Consider the following 20,017-nt stretch of genomic DNA (forward strand, 5'->3'; position numbering starts at 1 on the left):
GGCTGAGGTACGTAATCGCCATGAATGCGCTGGAAAAACGCTCGGTATCAGCCCTGGCTTCTGTCTACGCGATGCGTATGCTCGGGCTGTTCATGGTGATGCCGGTGTTCATGCTGCTTGGCAAAGAGCTTGACGGTGCAACGCCTGCCCTGCTCGGGTTTGCCATTGGAGCTTATGGCCTCAGTCAGGCCCTGCTGCAGATTCCCTATGGCATGCTCTCAGACCGGTTCGGGCGAAAGCCCATGCTCTACATCGGGCTCGCGCTGTTTGCCGGCGGTAGCCTTCTTGCCGGTGCCGCAGACTCCATATACGTTGTGATCGCCGGTCGGATTCTTCAGGGGGCGGGTGCCATTGCCAGTGTGCTTATGGCCTTGCTGAGCGACCTGACCCGGGAACAAGAGCGGACCAAGGCCATGGCCACGGTGGGCATCACAATTGGTTTGTCGTTCTCGATCTCGCTGGTTTTCGGGCCCCTGCTTGGCGCCGCGTGGGGGCTCTCGGGGATTTTCTATGTCACTGCGGGCCTGGCGGTTCTGGCGCTGGTTGTTGTCAATCGGATTGTGCCCACGCCCCATCAACACAAGACCAGCGCCGATACCCACCCTGCGAAAGAAATGCTCGGGCGAGTGATCTCGGACGGCCGGTTGCTGAGGCTCGATTTCGGCATCTTTGCACTGCACCTGGCATTGACATCCCTTTTTCTGGTTTTTCCCTCCATGCTGCAGGAAAAATTCGGGCTTCCCGCCCGCTCCCACTGGTGGTTTTACCTGAGCGTGGTGGTGACGTCTTTCTTTGCCATGGTGCCGTTCATCATCATCGGCGAGAAAAAGCGCAAGATGAAGCCGGTTCTGTGCGGAGCGATCACGCTGCTGACTCTCGCCGTCGCCGGGTTTACCGGCGTACCCGGCAGCCTGGTGGCCGCCTGGATCGTGCTGTTTTTCTTCTTCATGGCGTTCAACCTGCTGGAGGCCAGTTTGCCATCGCTGATCAGCAAGGAGGCGCCGGCGGCCAGCAAGGGTACGGCAATGGGGGTCTATTCCACTTCCCAGTTCCTCGGGGCGTTTCTGGGTGGGGCGCTGGGCGGGATGCTGCTGCAGCGTCTCGGTACCGACGGTGTGCTCTGGTTTATGACCGGGGTGCTCGCCCTGTGGCTGCTGGTTGCGCTGACCATGCCGGCCCCCGGCTATACCACCAGTTTCGTGGTACAGTTGAAGGAAGTAATAAATGGCCAGTACGACGATATCGATGGCCACCTCCGACGCCTGCCGGGTGTGCAGGACGTCGTCATTGTTGAAGACGCGGCTACCGCCTATCTTAAGGTGGATCGGCAGCAATTTGATGAAGCGTTACTTGCGGACTTTTCGTTTGTCCGGCAGGCTAGCAATTCTTGAAATCCGGAAGCTCGCATGGAACGCGGGTTGTCCCTGAAAACAGAGTCAGGAGCAGAACATGGCACGAGGCGTAAACAAGGTAATTCTCATCGGCAATCTGGGACAGGACCCGGATACCCGCTACACCCCGAACGGCAATGCGGTGGTGAACCTGAATCTTGCAACAGACGAAAGCTACAAGGATCGTCAGACCGGTCAACTGGTGCCGAAAACCGAATGGCACCGGGTGGTAATGTTCGGCAAGATTGCCGAAGTTGCCGGCCAGTACCTGCGCAAGGGGTCAAAAGTCTACATTGAGGGCAAGCTGCAGACCCGCAAATGGCAGAACAAGGAAGGCCAGGACGTCTATACCACCGAGGTTGTGGTGGATATCAACGGCCAGATGCAGATGCTGGACAGCCGGGGCGGTGAAGGCAGCATGAACCAGGGCGCGCCCGCAGGCCGGCCACAGCAATCGGATTACAACCAGCAGGGCGGGCAGCAAAACAATCCGCCACCCCAGCAACCGTCCGGCGGTTACAGCAACCAGCCTTCCCAGGGCGGCGGTATGCCCGAGCCGGTTGATGATTTTGATGATGACATCCCGTTCTGAGTATCTGAAGTGAAAAGAGGCCTCCGCCCCGCGGGGGCTTTTTGTTACCGACTTGCAAAAACAGCGTAAAATCAATCAAAAACCTTGGAGTTACGTTCACTTTCTCATCTATCATGTTAGCGATTCTAAAAAGCGCCTGTTTTTCAGGCAGCACCATAATGACCTGAGGCGAGCGAGTGCCTCCACTTCCAGTTCAACGGGTCTCATGACACGAAGTTCTCTGCTCAACAAGCTAACCGGCATGTTCAGGGGTTCACGGGAGCGTTGCCGTGTCTGCCTGGAAATACGCCCTGATGGCATTGCCTGGGCTGCTTCGGGCGGGCCCGATTCGGGGCGGTTCGGATTTTTCGATTGCCTGCCGGCAAAGCGCCAGGTTGTTCTGGATGAGCTGGTGGCGGACCGTGGCTGGATGGGTTCGCCCACGACTCTGATTCTGCCGCTGGAGCAGTACCAGGTGTTTCAGATGGAGCGCCCGGAAGGTGTCGAAGAATCCGAATTGGGCGACGCCCTGAAATGGAAGCTCAAGGATTTTCTCGATTTCAGCCCCTCGGATTCGGTTTCCGATGTGTTTCCGTTTCCACGGGATGCTTCCCGTGGCCGGGGTGAACTGGTCAATGTGGTCGCTGCCAGAAAATCACTGGTTTCCGAACTTGTGGCGCTGGTCCGGAAAGCCGGCCTGGAGCTGGACCGAGTCGATATCGCCGAGCTGGCGTTGCGCAACCTGGTGTGCCGGCTGGACGAGCATAAACGGGGCGCGGCTCTGGTTCACCTGAAAGACAACTACGGCCAGATGGTGATCTGCAAGGACGACACTCTGTACCTGTCACGGCGTCTCGATGTGACGTCTGCGGATCTTCGGGACGCTGGCCGGCAGGAATCCGCGGTTCAGTCTCTGGCGCTGGAAATGCAGCGGTCGCTGGATTATTACGAAAGCCAGCTCGGCCAGGTGCCGCCGGCAACGATCCGCCTGGTTGCCCGCGACAGTATGTTGCCGCTGGCCTCAATGCTTTCCTCCTACGTGGCTGCCGGGGTCGAGACGCTGGACTGGCGCAAGGTTGGCCTGGAATCGGATCTGGACAGTCGTTGCCTTGCGGCCTGGAGTGCTGGCCTGCCCCTGCCGGAGGCCAGGCCATCATGATTCAGCAGGTCAATCTCTACACCCAGGAATTGAGGCCGAACCGGGAACGGCTTCAGGCCGGAACTTCGCTGGTCATTCTGGGCATTGGTATCGCCATTGTGGCCGCCGTAGCGGGTATGTTTGGCTACCAGAATGCCGGCGTGGCAACTCAGGTCGCAAAGCTCGATCAGCAAAACACCCGCCTCGAACAGAGTGTGGCTGAGCTCTCGGAAGCCGTTCGTGCCCGGCAACCGGATTCCTCGGTGGAAGAGGCTCTGGCCCGCGTTACCGAGACCCTGGTCCGCCGTCAGCGCCTGCTTGAGAAGGTGGAAAGCCTTGTGCTGTCCGGCGGCCAAAGTTTCTCGCCCCAGATGGCAGCACTTGCCCGGCAGATTCCTGACAATGTCTGGTTGACTGGAGTGACCCTGGAATCAGAACCTGCTCACCTGACCATCGAGGGGCGCACCCGCTTGGCGGCACTGGTCCCTCTGTACCTGGAGAATCTTGGTGAGGAGGCTGCCTTTGCCGGAAAAACCTTTGACGCTTTCCGCCTGTCCCGCCCCGAAGTAGGCCGCTGGATTGATTTTCGCGTGTCCACCAGGCAGGCGGAGGAGAGCAGGTGATGGCGGGATCTCCGGGAAATTCTTTTGCACGTGCAGCCGACTGGTACAACCAGCGCCCGATTCGGGAGCGTGGGCTGATTCTGCTGACCGCCCTGGTGCTTTCTATCTTCGTGGGGTGGGATTTGGTGGTTGCGCCTTTGCAACAGGAACAGCAGAGCCTGGAAAGCCGGATGCAAACCCTGGTTGTCAGTCGGGATAATCTCATGGCGCAGCAACAGGCGCTCAATGAGCAATTGACGACAGATCCCTCCCGGGTATTGCGGGAGCAACTGAACGCCCGGCAGCAGCGGCTGGACAGACTGAACCAGCAGATAGCCGAGACCACCGGAAAACTGGTTGCGCCGAGAGCAATGGTGGCGCTGTTGCGAAACATGCTGGCAGCCCAGGACTCACTGGTGCTGCAGGGTATGGAGCTGAAAACGCCGACGCCGGTATTCGCCCCGGAGACCGGTTCAGCGTTGCCGCAAGGGAAACAGGAGCCGCAGGAAGCGCCAGAGCCCCTGCTTTACGCCCATGATGTGGAAATGCGCATCGCCGGCGGCTATCTCGAGGTTCTGAACTACCTTGAGAAGCTGGAGGCGCTGGACCAGCGCCTTGGCTGGATGATGCTGGAATACCGTGCCGGCGACTGGCCGTCCGGTGAGGCCGTTATTCGGGTCCGAACGCTGAGCCTGGATCAGGCCTGGCTGGGGGTGTGAGATGACCAAACGGGTAAATGTCCTGCTCCGCCCATGGGCCTGCCTGGCCGCGGGTGCCCTGATGCTGGTTTCCGGGGCGGCTACTGCCCTGCAGGACCCGACCCGGCCACCGGGCCTCGAATCCCGGGCAGGTGCGCCTGCGCCGGCAAGGCCGGTGTCACTGGACTCGATTCTTTACAGCAGGGACAGACGTATCGCCATTATCGAAGGTGAGGCCCTCAGGGAAGGCCAAGGTATTGACAGCATGCGGGTTATCCGGATTTACCAGAATCGGGTTCTGGTAACGGATAACGGCCGTGAACGGGTGTTGTACCTGGAGAAGCTTCCGCAGGTTCGGGGAACTCAATGACAGATAATCGGATTCTCATGAAAAGAATTACAACAACAGGTCTGCTTGCTTTCAGCTTGCTGCTGGCAGCCTGTAGCAATAACCCGCTGATGCGCTCGGCAACGGCCACGTCAACCGACGCGGCCCAGGCGATCGACGAGGTTCTGGCAGACGCACAGAAAAATTCGCCGGCCGAAACCGCCGACCGCCCGGCAGCCGTTCCGGTGCCGGCAGCGGTAAGTGAGGCGTTGCTGCCCCCCTTGTCGGAGCAAGCGGATCTCGAGCAGCGCTTTGACGTCAACGCAGAGGGCGTTCCCGCAGACAGTTTTTTCCAGGCTCTGGTAGCCGGCACACGCTACAATGTGGTGGTTCACCCGGGTGTCACCGCCCGTATTGAACTTCGGCTGGCTGATGTAACCGTGCCAGAAGTCATGGACATCGCCGCAGACCTGTATGGCCTGGATATCACCCGCACCGGCCGGCTCTTCCGGGTGGATGCAAATCAGATCGAGACACGCCTGTTCCCCATTGACTACCTGCATTTCAAACGCAGGGGCGGCTCGGAGACGCGGGTCAGTTCGGGCCAGGTCACCAGCGCCGGCAGTAGCAATTCCGGTGGCTCGGGGAATTACGGTATTGCCGATGGTGGCGGTTCCGGCGAAATCCGCAACGTGGTCGGTACCACCATTTCCACGGAAACAGCTTCCGATTTCTGGCAGGGTATCAGTGATGCTCTCAATATGATTGTCAGGGGCGAGGGCTCGCAGGTTGTGGTGAACCCCGAGGCGGGCCTTGTTATGGTCCGCGCCGGCACCAAAAACCTGGAGCTGGTGGAAGAGTATCTGCGCCGTACCGAGCTGATCATGCAGCGCCAGGTGATCCTGGAAGCCAAGATTCTCGAGATTGCCCTGAACGAAGGCTACCAGCAGGGCATCAACTGGGCGGATATTCAGAGTGCTTCCGGCATTACCGCTTCCGATGGTTTGCCGGAGGACTTCACGGCTCAGTCGCTGGCTGGCCAGGTAATACAGACCTCGGACATCGGCGGGCTGTTCTCGGCCAGTGTCCGGATGGGTGACTTTACCGGCCTGATCCAGTTGCTGGGCAAACAGGGCAATGTGCAGATCCTCTCCAGCCCCCGTATCTCCACCGTGAACAACCAGAAAGCCGTCATCAAGGTGGGTACCGACGAGTTTTTCGTGACGGATATCGATTTCAATGAGAACAACTCTGCCGTCACCGCCACCGATCAGACCTCGACATCCGTTGAGCTGACGCCGTTTTTCTCCGGGATCTCCCTGGATGTGACACCGCAGATCTCGGAAGACGGCATCATCACCCTGCACGTGCACCCCTCGGTCAGTGAGGTGAATGACCAGGAGAAACTGATCACCATCGGCGACCAGGATGTGACCCTGCCCCTGGCCAGCAGCACCGTGCGTGAGACCGACAGCGTGATCCGTGCCGAAAGTGGCCAGATTGTGGTGATTGGCGGGCTGATCCAGAACCGCAGTGAGGACGACGTCTCGGCGGTGCCTTTCTTCAGTGAAATCCCGCTGGTGGGCGAACTGTTCAAGCAAAAGCGCTTCCAGTCCCGCAAGAGTGAGCTTGTCATCCTGCTGCGCCCGGTGGTGGCCGGCGCACCGCAGATGAACGCCGAGATTGCTGCGAGCCGTGAGCGCATGAGCGTGCTCAGAGAGCTGTTGCAATCCTCTGAATCCGTCACCCCGGAACCGGAGAACGCCGTTCGATAGCATGTACGAATCCCATTTCGGACTGCAGGAAGCACCGTTTGCATTGACGCCCAATACCCGCTATTTCCTGCGGGCGCCCAGCCATGGTGATGCGCTGGAGTTGCTGCTGGTGGCCCTGAAAGAGCGGGAAGGCTTTATCAAGATCTCCGGCGAGGTGGGCACCGGAAAAACCCTTCTGTGCCGGCTGTTGCTCAACGAACTCGAGCAGTTGGCCCATACCGCCTACATTCCCAATCCTCACCTTACTCCCGACACCCTTTACGAAGCGGTGGCCGAGGAACTGGGGGTGGATATGTCGGGATGCGGTAATTCCCATCAGGTCCTCAAGGCCATCAACGAACGCCTTATCGCCCATGCCATGGAACAGCGGCCAGTGGTCCTGGTGATCGACGAGGCCCAGGCGATGCCGGAAGAAACCATCGAGGCCTTGCGCCTGCTCACCAATCTGGAAACGGAAAGTGCCCGGTTGTTGCAGGTGGTGTTATTCGGCCAGCCGGAGCTGGATGTGTTGCTGCAGAGGCAGAGCCTCCGGCAGCTGAATCAGCGCATCACCTTTCACTATCGCCTGGCGCCCCTGGATAAAGCTTCGGTGGCCCAGTACCTGCGCCATCGACTGGCTCAGGCGGGTTACAATGGCGCAGATCTGTTTGCCCCCGGCGCCCTCCGCCTGATCAGCCGGGCCTCGGGCGGCATTCCCCGGCTGGTCAATATCCTTGCCCACAAATCCATGTTGGCAGCGTGGGGCAAGGGTGACCGCATGGTTCAGCGGGGCCATGCCCTGCAGGCCATCCGTGACACCGAGAGTGTCCGCTCCCCCGGCCTGATCGGGAGGTGGTTATGAGCCTGCTCAATGATGCCCTGCGTGCTGCGGAGCAGCGGCAGAACCGGCCAGAAGTGGCAGGGGCCTATACCGGGCAGGCGCCGGCCAAAGGCCGGGGCGGGTTCTGGCTGTGGGCGATGCTGTTGTTGCTGGTGGCCGGGTTGTTTGCCGCTACCGTTTACTGGTTTCAGGTTCAGGATGCCAGCGAGCCCACCCCTGTTGTGGCTGCCGCCACACCAGCCCCTGAGCCGGAGCGGGTTTCCGAGCCAGTTGCAGCTTTGAAAGACGTTCAGCCGGCTCCGGAACCGGAACCGGAGCCAGAGCCAGAGCCAGAGCCTCAGGTCGCCAGAACGCCGGAATCACCAGCGCCGGCGTCGCATAAAAAGACCGTCTCCGGGCAACCAGAGAAGACCCGCCCGGTAAAGGTGGAGGAGGCGCCGGTCGCGTCGGTTAAACAGGTTCGTGAGACGCCGGAATCCATCGATCTGCGGGTGAGCCGGGAGCTGGCCGCCCTGCTGCGATCCGGGGACACTCGGGAGGCAGAACAGAAACTGCGGGAACTGGCGACCATCCAGCCGGCCATCGCCAGCCGTGAAGTCTTTGCCCGCCAGATGCTGATTCAGGGTATGCCGGGCCGTGCCCTGGTGTGGTTGCCGGAATCGGTGGCCCGGGCCGATGCCGGGGTGCGTTTGCTCAGAGCCCGGGCGCTTCATGCCGGGGGCGATCTGTCCGGTGCGGTGGCCACGTTGGAGCAGGCGGTGCCCCCCGCAGGCCAGAACATGGAATACCGGGTCACCCTCGCGACATTGCTCCAACAGGCCGGCCGCAGCACCGAGGCGGCCCGGCACTGGTCTGTGCTCATCGCCCAGGACGACAGCCGTGCCGCCTGGTGGGTCGGGCTGGGGATTGCGCTGGAAACCGGCGGCGAGCTTGCCGGCGCCGTGCGGGCCTATGGCCAGGCGGCGCAGTTACCCGGCCTGTCGCCGTCCCTGGCGCACTACGTTCGTGACCGACTGAAAACGCTGCAGGCAGGATGATGACGACAGAGCCGAAAAAGAAAGTCCGGTTAGGCGACCTGCTGGTTCAGAATGATGTCATTACGGAACAGCAGTTGATGACCGCCCTGCGGGAACAGAAAAGCACCGGCCGCAAACTGGGCAGAACCCTGACCGATCTTGGTTATGTCGACGAAGACAGCCTGCTCAACATCCTGTCCCGCCAGCTCGATGTGCCGTTTGTGCAGTTGCGCCATTACCAGTTCAACAACGAGCTGGTGAAAAAACTGCCGGAAGCCATGGCTCGCCGGTTCCGCAGCATTGTGCTGGCGGAGCAGGGCGGTGAACTGTTGGTGGGCATGGCTGACCCCCTGGATATCTTCGCCTACGATGAGCTGGTGCGGATTCTCAAACAGCCCATCAAGCAGGCGGTGGTGCGGGAAAGCGAGCTGCTCAACACCCTGGACCTGGTGTACCGGCGTACCGACGAAATCGCCTCCCTGGCGGAGGAGCTGGAAGACGAACTGGGTGATGACGCCTTCGACCTGGCGGACCTTTCCGCCGAGTCTGAAAGCGCGGAAGCGCCCGTAGTCAAACTGCTGCAAACGCTGTTTGAGGATGCCGTCCAGGCCCGCAGCTCCGACATTCACATCGAGCCGGATGAAACCGTCGTCCGCATCCGGCAGCGGGTGGACGGGGTGCTTCAGGAACAGGTGATGAAGGAGAAGCGGGTCAATGCCGCGCTGGTCCTGCGCCTGAAGCTGATGGCCGGGCTGAATATTTCCGAGAAACGGATGCCCCAGGACGGTCGCTTCAACGTTCGGGTCAAGGGCCGGAGCATTGATGTGCGGGTGTCCACCATGCCCGTGCAGTTTGGTGAGTCGGTGGTGATGCGTTTGCTCGATCAGAGCCAGGGCCTGCTGAACCTGGATGGCACCGGCATGCCGGCACAGCTGCTGGAACGGTTCCGGCGCATGACCAAAAGGCCCCACGGCATGATCCTGGTCACTGGCCCGACCGGCAGCGGTAAAACAACCACGCTCTACGGCGCCCTGACCGAACTGAACCGCCCGGAGATAAAGATCATTACCGCCGAGGACCCGGTGGAATACCGCCTGCCGCGGATTACCCAGGTTCAGGTGAACCCGAAAATAGGGCTGGAATTTGCCAATGTCTTGCGGGCCGCCCTGCGCCAGGACCCGGATGTGATCCTGGTGGGTGAGATGCGGGACCGGGAAACCGTGGAAATCGGCCTGCGCGCGGCCATGACCGGCCACCTGGTACTCTCCACCCTGCACACCAACGATTCCATCAGCAGCGCCATGAGGCTGATCGATATGGGCGCGGAACCGTTTTTGGTGGCCAGCTCCCTGCTAGGCGTGGTCGCCCAGCGCCTGGTGCGCCGGGTGTGCGAAAACTGTTCAGAGCCATATCAGCTTACCGACCAGGAGCGGATATGGCTGGACACCTTTGACCTGGATCCGTTGGATATCGAGGCGGGATTCGTGCATGGCCGGGGCTGCTACCAGTGCAGCAATACCGGCTACAAGGGCCGGGTTGGCGTGTATGAAATGCTGGAGATGAACGAGGCCATGCTGGATGCCCTGCGCCGGCAGGATGTCTCCGGGTTTACCCGGGCGGCCCGGAAAAGTGATCTCTACCGGCCGCTCGGGCAGTGCGCCATGGACTATGCCCTGCAGGGCGTGACCACCCTGGAAGAGGTGGCCCGCGTGGCCGCGACTTCCGAAGGGGAGTTCACGCCGGACGATGAGACTCTCTTGCTGGATGACGCCATTGAGGGAGGCTTTTAATGCAGTTCAGTTATCGTGGCAAGGATAGTCGTGGCAGCGTCCAGCAGGGCTCCCTGGCGGCCCCGAATGCCGATGCCGCCGCCACCGAACTGATGCGCCGGGGCATTACCCCGCTCACGATTCGTGAACAGGCACAAGACGACTCGATGGTTGATCGGCTTAACCGGCTGCCGATCTTCCGGAAAAAGGTCACTCTCGACGAGCTGATCGTATTCTGTCGCCAGATGTACGCTCTCACCAAGGCCGGTATCCCCCTGATTCGCACCATGCGGGGCCTGGCGGAAACCTCCCGCTCACCCGTGCTGGCGGAAGTACTCGAGGATGTAAGCAGCCGGCTCGAAGGGGGCAATACCATGGCCACGGCCATGCAGGCGCACCCTAAAGTGTTCTCGGAACTGTTCATCGCCATGATCCATGTGGGTGAGAACACGGGGATGCTGGACGACGCCTTCAAACGGCTTTCCGAGATTCTGGAACTGGAGAGGGATACCAAGCGGCGGCTCAAGCAGGCCATGCGTTACCCCACCTTTGTGATGATTGCCCTGCTGGCCGCCCTGATGGTTGTGAACTTCCTGGTCATCCCGAAATTTGCTTCCGTTTTCGACAAGCTGGGCGCGGATCTGCCGTTCCTGACCCAGGTGTTGGTAGGTACCTCCAACTTCCTGCTGGGCTATTGGTACCTGCTGTTGTTTGCCGCGGCCGCCGGCGGACTGCTGCTCCGGCAATGGAAGCAGACTGAGCAGGGCCGGCTCACCTGGGATCGTTACAAACTGAAAATGCCGGTTATCGGGCCCCTGCTGGAATTGATCACGCTCAGTCGGTTTGCGAGGAACTTTGCTACCATGCTCTCCGCCGGCATGCCGGTCACCCAAGCGCTCACGGTGGTGGCCGATGCCACCGACAACGCCTGGATAGCGATCCACATCAAGGACATGCGGGCCGGCATCGAGCGCGGCGAGAGCCTGCTCAGAACCGCCCGGAACAGCGAGATGTTCACCCCGCTGATTCTGCAGATGATCGCGGTGGGTGAGGAAACCGGGTCGGTGGACGACATGCTCAACAACGTGTCGGATTTTTACGATGAGGACGTGGATTACGGCCTGAAGCGGCTGGCGGAATCCATTGAGCCCATATTGATCGTGGCCATGGGTGTACTCGTGTTGATCCTGGCTCTGGGCGTGTTCCTGCCGATCTGGGACCTGGGGGCCGCCGCGATGGGGCGGGGCTGAGTGGCATCGGCGGGACGATCGGATGCCGGCAGGCTTGTGTTCGCACGCCGATTTCGCCTGTTGGTGGCTGTGGTCATCATTGGCGTTCTGGCGTGGTTCCTGCTCGATGTGCTGGAACGGGAAGTGCAGCGTGCGGAAGAACGATCCGCCCATATGGTGCTCAGTCAATTAAGAGTGGCGCTGGTGATCCGGGGTGCTGAAGTGATGCTCAGCCGGCAGGGAAGTTTTGAGGATCTTGAAGGGATTAACCCTTTCGCCCTGGTCGAGCACCAGTGGCACAACTACGAGGGGCTTTGCGCCGGGGAGAAACCAAGCGCCGGAAACTGGTGTTTCCAGGCTGGAGAACGAACGAGTAAACAAAAAGAAACAGCAACCGGACCCAAAGGCTGGTTAATTTATAACCCGGGACAGCCGATAACCTTGGATAAGCAACAGGTGGCGCCGGGTGAGCCTCTGGCCTGGAAAGTGACAACGGAATTTGCAGACCGCAATGGGAATGGAACGCGGGAGCAGGAAGAACGGCCAACGGGACTAAAGCTAGCCCCAGTGCCGTTGACAGGAGAAGCAGCGCGAACGCAGGATGCGCAACGCTGACCAGACGGACAAACGAAACCGGAAAGAGGCTGACCAATGAAGCAGGAAAACAGAATAGAGAAACAGCAAGGCTTTACCCTGATTGAATTGGTGGTAGTGATTGCCATCCTGGGTATTCTGGCGGCGTTTGCACTGCCAAGGTTTGCGCAGCTTTCAGAGCAAGCTCATCAGGCTAGTGTTCGGGCTACAGCGGGTGCACTTGCAGCGGGGGTTGCCTTGGCCAAAACACAGTGGGTGTCCAACGGGCGTTCTGCCGATCTGGATGACGTTGAAGATTTTGGGAATGGATTGGTGGATGTTAGTCCAGAAGGCTGGCCAACGGCCAATGGCGGTTCCAATGATCCGAATATGGTTGCGACCCGTTGCATTCAGGTTTGGGAAAATGTGATGCAGGCAAACGCGCCAAGCATTAGTGAGAATGGTGCTACCGATTACCACACAACGGTCCAGGGAGACGCTGATGGCGTCGGTGCCGGAGCTGACTGTGTATTTACCTACCAACTCGATAGCCAGGGCAGCACCATCGAATACGACGCTGACACCGGTGAAGTTACCACAACCCTGTAAAGGCAACCTAGACAGCCAAACGACGAGAAAGCGGAGTAACACCATGAAAACGATGAATATGATTGCAGCAAAGAAAGAAAAAGGTTTCACCCTGATCGAACTGGTCATGGTGATTGTTATTTTGGGGATTCTGGCGGCGTTTGCGTTGCCGAGGTTTGCGGATTTGGGGGGTGAGGCGCGAGCTGCATCTCTCCAGGGCGCTGCAGGCGCAGCAAAGTCAGCTTCGTCGATCGTCCACTCGGCTTGGCTTGCAACAGATCGCACTAGCCCTGTGGACCTCGAGGGAGTGGATATTACCACCAGTACCGAGGGATATCCTACGGCCGACGCTGATGGCATTATGGCCGCAGCTCAGCTTGCAGATGACTACACGTTGACCGGGACGATCGTCACTCCGAATGGCTTCGATGCGACTTCCAATGCTGATGGCGACAGTCCAGCTGGTGAGTGTTCATTCACCTATACTGCTTCCACAGGCCGCGTAACCAACATTCTGACAGATGACTGCGTTTAATTTTGTCATTTCTGTAGGTCGGATTAGCGCAGCGTAATCCGACAAATCTGATCACCGTGCCACCCAATGTCGGATTACGGCTTCGCCTAATCCGACCTACAATTTACGCGTTTTGATTGGGTGGTATGGGGAATCCGGGAGGGGGCATGGGAACAAAGGTCGCCCCGAGGTCGTCGGGGTTCACCCTGGTAGAGCTGGTGATGGTCATTATTCTGATCGGCGTATTATCGGCGCTCGGGGTTGGATTGTTTGCTGGCCGCTCTGCCTTTTCTCCCTTGCTGGCTACCCAGCAACTTTCCTCCGCTACGCTGCTTGCCCAGCAGGCGGCGCTGGCGGGGAATACGTCTGACACGCTGACTATCCGGCAGACGAGCGACGAGCTGCTTTTTTCGGCGGCCTCCTCCCAATTCAGCCTTCAACGCAGCGGCGCTACCATGGCCTATAGCGTAGGGGGTGATCCGTTCACTAATGTTCCTTCTGGCGGTGTAACCATCGGATTTGATGATCTCGGACGAGTTGCATCTCCCACCCCAAGAGTCAGCATCGATTTCCGCATCACCGGCGACAGTACCTTCAATCTTTGCCTGAGCGCCCTGGGTGCGGTGTTTGAAGGAACCTGCCCATGACTGGCCGGCAAAGAGTCACTCGCTTTCAAAGCGGCGCCACTCTGGTGGAGCTGGTAATCACCATTGTGATTATCAGCGTGGCGATCGCTGGTGTGGTGGGAGCCTTTGCGCTGATCACCGGGCGAAGTGCCGATCCGCTGAACCAGACCCGGGCGGTGGCTCTGGCGCAAATTTACATGGACGAAATCCTCAGCCGTCGCTATGACGAAGATACCCCGGTCGGCGGTTCTCCCAGGGAGCCGGGCTGCACCATTAACACCGAGGAAGCCAATCGTGCCGATTACGACGATGTGGACGACTACAACGCCATCAATAATGCTGTGCCAGCGAACGCCGAGGGTACGGCACTGGGGGCGGACTACGGCAATTTCCGGGTGTCGGTTGCGGTGGAATGCGCTGGTGATGAAATCGGCTTGCCACTGGAAGAGGACGCAAAACGAATCGACCTGTTAGTCACCAACCCCAGCGGGCAGGGGTATAGCTTCTCAGCTTACAGGGCGAACTACTGATGAGTCGCCAGTCCGGGTACACGCTGATCGAGCTGATCATGGTGATCGTCTTGCTCAGCATTGTCGCGACGGTATCGGTACGGTTTGTAGGCCTGTCCACTCAAGGTGCGCTCGATACCAGTACGCGTCAGTTGCGGGCCCTTCGGTCGGTAGTGATCAGCGAGCAGCTGACGCGGGAGCTGCGGGAGGCGTTCCCGCTCTCGGTACGAACCAACGGCTCCTGCATTGAGTGGCTGCCGCTGGAAGCAGGCACCAATTACCTGCAGCGCACCCGGGGGCCGAATTTTGATGAAATCGAGATCGCCGCGTTTGCCCAGCCGCCCTCGACGGGCAATACCCGGGCAGTGATCTACGGTTATGGGACCGGTACCGATGACTTGTATACCGCATCGGACCCGGGCCCGGTCTCTTCTACAGTTTCTGCGATCGATAACACCGGATCACCGGCCACAATTACCCTGTCGTCCAGCCACCGGTTCAATACCAATTCCCCGGCGCGGCGTCTTTTTGTGGTGGGCGAGCCGGTAAGCGTCTGCCAGAGCGGACATTTCTTGTATCGGTATAGCGGTTACTCGCCTACTGCCTCCCAGCCAGAGCCACCGTCCGTAGCGTCGACCGGAAAGCGGGAAGTCCTGGCGGCAAGCCTTACCGGCACGGTGGATTTCCGCGTCCTGCCGGCAACCCTTCAGCGTGCAGCGGTCGTTCAGTTTACCTTTGAGCTGGAAAGCCCGGACGGAGAAGAAACCACCACCGTCAGCCAGGAGGTACAGATCCGCAATGTGCCCTGACAGATTCCGGAAACACCAACGCGGGGCAGGCCTGCCCATCGCCATCTTCGTGATCACGGCGCTGGCGCTGATTGTGGCTGGTATGGCCCAGCAGCAGCAAAGCACGGGGCTGGCGGTCAGTCAGCAGATTCTGTCCCAGCGGGCGTTTTACGCTGCCGAAAGCGGAGCTCAGGCAGGTGTGACGGAGGCGCTTTATGGCAGTGGCTGTGCTTCTGTGCCGGGTTCATTGAGTTTTTCGCAGGCGGGGTTGAGCGGTTGTAGTGCCACTCTTAGCTGTTCTGCAGTACAGGCTGATATCAGTGGCAGTCCGGCCCCCGAGACGATTTATACTCTGGTCAGTACTGGTCAGTGCGGTTCAGGCAGTGAACAGGCCAGGCGAACGATTGAGGTGCGTGTGAGATGAGGCAATCAGGTTTTGTAATTCCGTTGCTGATGGCACTGGCGTTCTTCCTGGCGGCAGGAGATGTGTATGCCGCTCAGTGTACGGAGGTATTTGATGCGCCTGATGGCCTTAATGATAACCTGCCCGGCGATCGTCGCCTGAGTTACGATACCAATAATTGGGAAGGTGGTGAGAGCTGGCCAGCATCCGGAACCCAGCTAACTAGCGGCGACTATTACTACGATAATGTCACTTTGTCTAAAGACTACCAACTGAGGATCGCTCCAGGAGCAGTTGTCAGGATCTTTGTAGATGGAAACCTCGGGTTCGGCAAGAACGCTGAAATCAACGGCGCTGGAAATCCTGATCAGTTACTACTGGTCGTTGATGGATCGGTAGGGTTTGACAAGGACGGGTTTTTTAATGGCATCCTGTATGCGAAAGGCAAAATAAGCTTTGACAAAAATAGCCTCGCGGAAGGAATTCTCGCCAGTCAGAATGGGATTGGGCTCGATAAGGATGCGAGTCTGGAATATGTGCCGGATGCGTTAGCGCAGGATCTGTTGAATGGGCTCTGTGACTTTGGGGTTGAATCTCCACTCCCCGTTTTCGACGACTTCGAAACCTACACCCCCGGCACAATCACCGGACTCGATGGCGGTACCGGCTGGGGTGGCAGTTGGCAGGGAAACAGTGGGCAGAGCATCGTTGATACCAGCGCTAATCCTCTTCTGTTCCAGGCGAGCAACGGTTTGAGTATTCGCTCGCAAACGACCCTTGAAGTCGACGGAAACAATGACCGGGTCGCCTCGCGCGCGTTGTCGGGCGCTTTCTCCGGTGATCAGGTCTATCTCAGTATGCTGGTGCGGTTCCAGGGCGCGCCTGGCAACAATGATTTTCTGGGCTTTTGGGTTCAACGGCCAGGCTTCGGTGATTCGCCGCAGTTCGGGGTAAAAGTCAATGAAGGCGGCAGTGGCAACGCTGATTTCTTTGTTCGGCTTGATACCAGCGCGGCCTATTCAACGGACTTCCAGGCAGGACAGACCTACTTGCTGGTGGCCCGCTTTGACAAGAATAGCGGCAATTTCTACGACCGGGGGCGTCTGTGGGTGAATCCCCAGTGTACCGATTCGCCACCGCCCACGCCGTCCGCGACTATTTTCCGCAACCCCAGTAACAAGGTCACGGAGATCACGGAACTGGGCTTCCGTTCTGAGAACCTCGGTGGCGGGGAAAGTATACAGGTGGGCCAGGTGGCCGCCGGCGAGAGCTGGTCGGACGTGGTTCAGTGTACCTGTTACCAGAATGGCCTTGAAGCCACTTTCTATAATAACTACCAGAGCAATCAGCCATTCCCGGATTCTCCAGTGCTGACCCGTCTTGATCCCGGTGTGGATTTCGATTGGGCCAATGGCTCCCCGGATCCGGTGGTCGATGATAATGACTTTGCGGTGCAGTGGCAGGGAGCTATAGAGGTTCCTGAAACCGGTATGTATGAGTTCCGGACGCGCACCGATGACGGTGTCCGGTTATGGGTTGAGGATCTGACCTTCGGCGCCGCAGTTATTGATGACTGGAACGACCAGTCAGCCGCCGATAACACAAGCGACGCCGTTCGGCTGGAAGCGGGCAGGCGCTATGCGATTCGCATGCAGTTCTATGAAAATGGCGGTCAGGCCGTGGCGGAGTTGCAGTGGAATAGACCGGGTGGAGGTGGCTTTGAAATTATCCCGGAGGCGAACCTGTTTGCTTGTCTGCCGGTATCGGCGCCGACTCTGCAGTCTGCCTCGGCAGTGTGCGGAGCTTCCGATCTCCTGCGGGTGAAATTTGACCAGTCATCACGAACTCGCATGCTTGATGGCGCATCGGTTGAAGATACCTCGTTTTACTCAATAGAAGCGCTCGGCTCAGGCGCTAGTATCGGTGTGGAATCGGCCTCGCTGGAGTCATCCGGCTACAGCGTTCTGCTGAATCTCTCAACGCCCCTGTCGAGCGAGGAGACCTACGAGATCACCGTATCGGACATTCAGGATGTAGGCGGCGTCGCTATGTCGCCAAATCCCGCAACGGTTGAGTTTGAGGCCAGTAGTACGGGATTGAGCACGTTTTACTGGAACAATCGCGACCTTAATGGGCCAACAGTGGCCCAGGAGGTTTCCGCCACAATTGATGAAGATTATGGCGGTGGCAGTCCAATCCCCGGCACCGTGAACAATGATCGGTTTTCGATCCGCTGGACCGGCTACATTGTGCCCGCAGTAACAGGCGATTATCGTTTCAGGACACGGACTGACGATGGCGTGCGGCTCTGGGTGCAGGATCTGAGTAACCCGATCATCAATGAGTGGGTTGATCAGTCACCCACCAACCATGAATCGGGAGTGCTTACTCTTCAGCAGGGCCAGGCCTATGCTTTGAAGATGGAGATGTATGAAAACGGCGGGGGCGCAGTGGCGCAACTGTTCTGGGATACCCCGGCGTCGAGCGGTTTTGAGGTTGTGCCGGCGTCAGCTCTGTTTAACTGCCCCGAAGCTGCCAACGCCCTGGATCATTTCCGAATCATCAGCGGTGGCAATTCCGTTACCTGCAGCCCGGCTCCTGTCACCATTCAAGCCAGCGATGCCAACGGTCAGCCCGTCACTGATTACACCGGCACAGTAAACCTGTCCACGTCCACGGGTCTGGGAGACTGGTTAGCTGGCACTGGCGCAGGTGGCACGTTGGCTCGCGGTTCTGGAAACTCCGGAAGGGCAGCTTACAGCTTTTCTGCGGCGGACAGCGGCGTGGTTACGCTCAACCTCCGGCATACCCTTGCGGATACGGTCAACGTCAATGTCGCTGACGGCAGCACCGGCGAGCTTGACTCCTTTGATCCGGATATTGTCTTTGCCGAAACGGGATTCATTTTCCACCAGGCTGGAGATCTTGGCAGCCAGATCCAGAGCCTGGTCGCCGGCAAGGATTCCTCAATCGCCCCTGGCGGTCAGAACCTGCAGTTAACCGCCGTGCGAACCAATGATGATACGGGTGCGTGCGAGGCCTTCCTTACCGGTCCTCAGGATGTTGAGGTGGGCTATGTCTGCGAAAGTCCCGGTACCTGCGCGCTGACAGACGCGCTCAGGGTTAATGGTCAGACGGTGGCCTCCAACAATAATGGCGGTATATCGAATACAGGGACTGTGAGCCTGGACTTCGGCGACAGTTCGACAAGTTCTGCATCGCTGGTGCTTAACTATGCGGATGCTGGTCGACTTTCCCTGTTTGCCCGAAAGCCGCTTTTAGATGCGGAAGGCAATCCCACCGGTGGAGAAATTGCCGGTAGCAGCAATGCTTTTGTATCGGTGCCGGCCGGCTTCTGTATCACTGCCACCGACACCAACAGCGGATGCACCGGGGACCCGGCCAACTGCTCCGTGCTCACCAGTGCCGGCAGTGATTTCCCCGTCAGCTATCAGGCCGTCGCGTGGCAGCAGGCGGGGGAAAGTGGTGCTGAATTCTGTATTGGTAATCCGGTGACACCGGCCTTTGAGCGGCTCAATATCAATATAGCGCATGAACTGGTCGCGCCTGCTGGCGGTGAAACAGGCACTTTTGCCCCGCAGCAGTCGAGTTTTTCGAGCGGTGGCGGTGGAACATCAGATCAACTCCAGCGCATCAGCGAGGTCGGTGTCTTCAAAATCCGCATTCCAGAGGGCCAGTCTTACCTGGGGAATGCGCTGCCTGGTGGCAAGAGTGCCTCCATTGGCCGATTCATACCGGCAAGATTTGGTGTAACGCTGGCCAGCGCTGGCGAGATCGGGCCAGCCTGCGTTGGCACACCGGGCTTTACCTACACTGGGCAGGATTCAGGCTGGCAGGTGGAACCGGAAGTGCTGATTGCGGCACTGAATGAGCAGGATGAGGTAACAACGAACTATACCCGTGGAGATTTCCAGAAGCTTCAGGCCGCGGATGTGCTCAGAGCGCTTCCTGATACCGACTCGTCCCAGCAACAAGCGGATAATACGGGGCCGCTTGATGTGACGGTCTCGGCCCAGCCCGCAAACCTGTTGGCATTAACAACAAGCCCGGGGCGGATGGCTTACGAGTTTTCTTCGGCAGATACGCTGACTTATCCAAAGACCAAAGTCTCTCAGGTGGCACCGTTTAATCCGAGTCTGACCTTTGCCATCAACCAGGTTGTTGACAGTGATAACGTCAGCGGCGCCACCAGCCTGCCGATCAGCTTTCAGCCGCTGGCAGATCTGGACATCCGTTATGGCAGGTGGTTCATGGAGAACGTGTATGGACCTGAAACTATCCCCGAGCTGGAAATGCCTTTCCAGGCTCAGTACTGGGCCGGAGCCCGGTTTGAACTGAACGAAGTGGATAACTGCAGCGTCTGGGATACCACAAATGTTACCGGCACGACGGACCATCACAGTCTGGTAGCGGCGTCCGGCACTCTGAGTAGCGGCACCGGCGGGCCATTGGTGCTGGAGCCTGATGGCAGCCAGGGAACGGATACACTTATCTGGGAGGTGCCGGTGTGGCTCCAGCATTTCTGGAACGATGCAGCCACACTGCAGAATCCCACGGCAACGGCCACCTTCGGCGTCTACCGCGGCCATGACCGGGTCATCTACTGGCAGGAGCGATAAAAACGGGGTCAGATGAAAAGTTCATCTGACCCCAAAAAT

The 20,017-nt window shown here is 59.0% G+C and carries 19 protein-coding genes; all 19 read left to right on the forward strand.

All coding sequences use genetic code 11. The annotated features are described in order from the left end of the window. Window positions 1-20: 20 nt before the first annotated feature. The 19 genes from msub_RS19490 (at window position 21) to msub_RS19580 (ending at window position 19,978) form a co-directional block, all read left to right on the forward strand. Entirely contained in the window at window positions 21-1,391 is a 1,371-nt protein-coding gene (locus msub_RS19490; protein ID WP_048497759.1) for an MFS transporter, read from the forward strand. A gap of 58 nt (window positions 1,392-1,449) precedes the next feature. Further along, on the forward strand, window positions 1,450-1,983 hold the full coding sequence (gene ssb, locus msub_RS19495) for a single-stranded DNA-binding protein (RefSeq protein WP_048497760.1): 534 nt from the start codon (window positions 1,450-1,452) through the stop codon (window positions 1,981-1,983). Between the two features lie 205 nt (window positions 1,984-2,188). Continuing rightward, window positions 2,189-3,121 (forward strand): type IV pilus biogenesis protein PilM, encoded by a 933-nt coding sequence (locus tag msub_RS19500; protein WP_048497761.1) that lies wholly within the window; start codon window positions 2,189-2,191, stop codon window positions 3,119-3,121. Continuing rightward, window positions 3,118-3,723 (forward strand): PilN domain-containing protein, encoded by a 606-nt coding sequence (locus msub_RS19505; protein WP_048497762.1) that lies wholly within the window; start codon window positions 3,118-3,120, stop codon window positions 3,721-3,723. Before msub_RS19500 ends, msub_RS19505 begins: the two co-directional genes overlap by 4 nt. Then, window positions 3,723-4,421 (forward strand): type II secretion system protein GspM, encoded by a 699-nt coding sequence (gene gspM / locus msub_RS19510; protein WP_048497763.1) that lies wholly within the window; start codon window positions 3,723-3,725, stop codon window positions 4,419-4,421. Before msub_RS19505 ends, gspM begins: the two co-directional genes overlap by 1 nt. 1 nt (window position 4,422) lies before the next feature. Beyond that, complete coding sequence (locus msub_RS19515; protein WP_048497764.1) at window positions 4,423-4,770, forward strand: hypothetical protein; 348 nt, start codon at window positions 4,423-4,425, stop codon at window positions 4,768-4,770. Window positions 4,771-4,787: 17 nt separating this feature from the next. Next, the gene (mshL, locus tag msub_RS19520) at window positions 4,788-6,503 is read left to right on the forward strand and encodes a pilus (MSHA type) biogenesis protein MshL (protein WP_227506864.1); all 1,716 of its coding nucleotides are present in this window, start codon (window positions 4,788-4,790) and stop codon (window positions 6,501-6,503) included. Window position 6,504: 1 nt separating this feature from the next. Then, complete coding sequence (locus msub_RS19525; protein WP_048497766.1) at window positions 6,505-7,344, forward strand: ExeA family protein; 840 nt, start codon at window positions 6,505-6,507, stop codon at window positions 7,342-7,344. Continuing rightward, window positions 7,341-8,360 carry a tetratricopeptide repeat protein gene (locus tag msub_RS19530; protein WP_048497767.1) on the forward strand — a complete coding sequence of 340 codons (1,020 nt, stop codon included), beginning with the start codon at window positions 7,341-7,343 and terminating at the stop codon, window positions 8,358-8,360. Before msub_RS19525 ends, msub_RS19530 begins: the two co-directional genes overlap by 4 nt. Continuing rightward, window positions 8,360-10,129, forward strand: a complete 1,770-nt coding sequence (locus msub_RS19535; protein ID WP_048497768.1) for a GspE/PulE family protein — start codon at window positions 8,360-8,362, stop codon at window positions 10,127-10,129. Before msub_RS19530 ends, msub_RS19535 begins: the two co-directional genes overlap by 1 nt. Beyond that, window positions 10,129-11,358: a type II secretion system F family protein gene (locus tag msub_RS19540; RefSeq protein ID WP_048497769.1), complete on the forward strand. Its 1,230-nt coding sequence runs from the start codon at window positions 10,129-10,131 to the stop codon at window positions 11,356-11,358. The genes msub_RS19535 and msub_RS19540 overlap by 1 nt, the downstream gene beginning before the upstream one ends. A 36-nt stretch (window positions 11,359-11,394) precedes the next feature. Continuing rightward, complete coding sequence (locus tag msub_RS19545; protein ID WP_227506865.1) at window positions 11,395-11,952, forward strand: type II secretion system protein; 558 nt, start codon at window positions 11,395-11,397, stop codon at window positions 11,950-11,952. A gap of 36 nt (window positions 11,953-11,988) precedes the next feature. Continuing rightward, on the forward strand, window positions 11,989-12,519 hold the full coding sequence (locus msub_RS22425) for a type II secretion system protein (protein ID WP_048497771.1): 531 nt from the start codon (window positions 11,989-11,991) through the stop codon (window positions 12,517-12,519). A gap of 43 nt (window positions 12,520-12,562) precedes the next feature. Then, the gene (locus msub_RS22495; RefSeq protein WP_048497772.1) at window positions 12,563-13,033 is read left to right on the forward strand and encodes a type IV pilin protein; all 471 of its coding nucleotides are present in this window, start codon (window positions 12,563-12,565) and stop codon (window positions 13,031-13,033) included. Between the two features lie 146 nt (window positions 13,034-13,179). Then, on the forward strand, window positions 13,180-13,659 hold the full coding sequence (locus msub_RS19560; RefSeq protein WP_048497773.1) for a pilus assembly FimT family protein: 480 nt from the start codon (window positions 13,180-13,182) through the stop codon (window positions 13,657-13,659). Then, window positions 13,656-14,168, forward strand: a complete 513-nt coding sequence (locus msub_RS19565; RefSeq protein WP_048497774.1) for a type IV pilus modification PilV family protein — start codon at window positions 13,656-13,658, stop codon at window positions 14,166-14,168. The genes msub_RS19560 and msub_RS19565 overlap by 4 nt, the downstream gene beginning before the upstream one ends. Continuing rightward, the gene (locus msub_RS19570) at window positions 14,168-14,956 is read left to right on the forward strand and encodes a type II secretion system protein (RefSeq protein ID WP_048497775.1); all 789 of its coding nucleotides are present in this window, start codon (window positions 14,168-14,170) and stop codon (window positions 14,954-14,956) included. Before msub_RS19565 ends, msub_RS19570 begins: the two co-directional genes overlap by 1 nt. Continuing rightward, complete coding sequence (locus msub_RS19575) at window positions 14,946-15,359, forward strand: hypothetical protein (protein WP_048497776.1); 414 nt, start codon at window positions 14,946-14,948, stop codon at window positions 15,357-15,359. The genes msub_RS19570 and msub_RS19575 overlap by 11 nt, the downstream gene beginning before the upstream one ends. Continuing rightward, window positions 15,356-19,978 carry a DUF6701 domain-containing protein gene (locus msub_RS19580; protein WP_048497777.1) on the forward strand — a complete coding sequence of 1,541 codons (4,623 nt, stop codon included), beginning with the start codon at window positions 15,356-15,358 and terminating at the stop codon, window positions 19,976-19,978. The genes msub_RS19575 and msub_RS19580 overlap by 4 nt, the downstream gene beginning before the upstream one ends. Window positions 19,979-20,017: the final 39 nt, after the last annotated feature.

The organism is Marinobacter subterrani (assembly GCF_001045555.1).
In the GTDB taxonomy this organism is placed as follows: domain Bacteria; phylum Pseudomonadota; class Gammaproteobacteria; order Pseudomonadales; family Oleiphilaceae; genus Marinobacter; species Marinobacter subterrani.

Coding starts and splice junctions, on each gene's coding strand:
- msub_RS19490 (WP_048497759.1), top strand. CDS start 21: ATGAATGCGCTGGAAAAACGCTCGGTATCAGCCCTGGCTTCTGTCTAC.
- ssb (WP_048497760.1), top strand. CDS start 1,450: ATGGCACGAGGCGTAAACAAGGTAATTCTCATCGGCAATCTGGGACAG.
- msub_RS19500 (WP_048497761.1), top strand. CDS start 2,189: ATGACACGAAGTTCTCTGCTCAACAAGCTAACCGGCATGTTCAGGGGT.
- msub_RS19505 (WP_048497762.1), top strand. CDS start 3,118: ATGATTCAGCAGGTCAATCTCTACACCCAGGAATTGAGGCCGAACCGG.
- gspM (WP_048497763.1), top strand. CDS start 3,723: ATGGCGGGATCTCCGGGAAATTCTTTTGCACGTGCAGCCGACTGGTAC.
- msub_RS19515 (WP_048497764.1), top strand. CDS start 4,423: ATGACCAAACGGGTAAATGTCCTGCTCCGCCCATGGGCCTGCCTGGCC.
- mshL (WP_227506864.1), top strand. CDS start 4,788: ATGAAAAGAATTACAACAACAGGTCTGCTTGCTTTCAGCTTGCTGCTG.
- msub_RS19525 (WP_048497766.1), top strand. CDS start 6,505: ATGTACGAATCCCATTTCGGACTGCAGGAAGCACCGTTTGCATTGACG.
- msub_RS19530 (WP_048497767.1), top strand. CDS start 7,341: ATGAGCCTGCTCAATGATGCCCTGCGTGCTGCGGAGCAGCGGCAGAAC.
- msub_RS19535 (WP_048497768.1), top strand. CDS start 8,360: ATGACGACAGAGCCGAAAAAGAAAGTCCGGTTAGGCGACCTGCTGGTT.
- msub_RS19540 (WP_048497769.1), top strand. CDS start 10,129: ATGCAGTTCAGTTATCGTGGCAAGGATAGTCGTGGCAGCGTCCAGCAG.
- msub_RS22425 (WP_048497771.1), top strand. CDS start 11,989: ATGAAGCAGGAAAACAGAATAGAGAAACAGCAAGGCTTTACCCTGATT.
- msub_RS22495 (WP_048497772.1), top strand. CDS start 12,563: ATGAAAACGATGAATATGATTGCAGCAAAGAAAGAAAAAGGTTTCACC.
- msub_RS19560 (WP_048497773.1), top strand. CDS start 13,180: ATGGGAACAAAGGTCGCCCCGAGGTCGTCGGGGTTCACCCTGGTAGAG.
- msub_RS19565 (WP_048497774.1), top strand. CDS start 13,656: ATGACTGGCCGGCAAAGAGTCACTCGCTTTCAAAGCGGCGCCACTCTG.
- msub_RS19570 (WP_048497775.1), top strand. CDS start 14,168: ATGAGTCGCCAGTCCGGGTACACGCTGATCGAGCTGATCATGGTGATC.
- msub_RS19575 (WP_048497776.1), top strand. CDS start 14,946: ATGTGCCCTGACAGATTCCGGAAACACCAACGCGGGGCAGGCCTGCCC.
- msub_RS19580 (WP_048497777.1), top strand. CDS start 15,356: ATGAGGCAATCAGGTTTTGTAATTCCGTTGCTGATGGCACTGGCGTTC.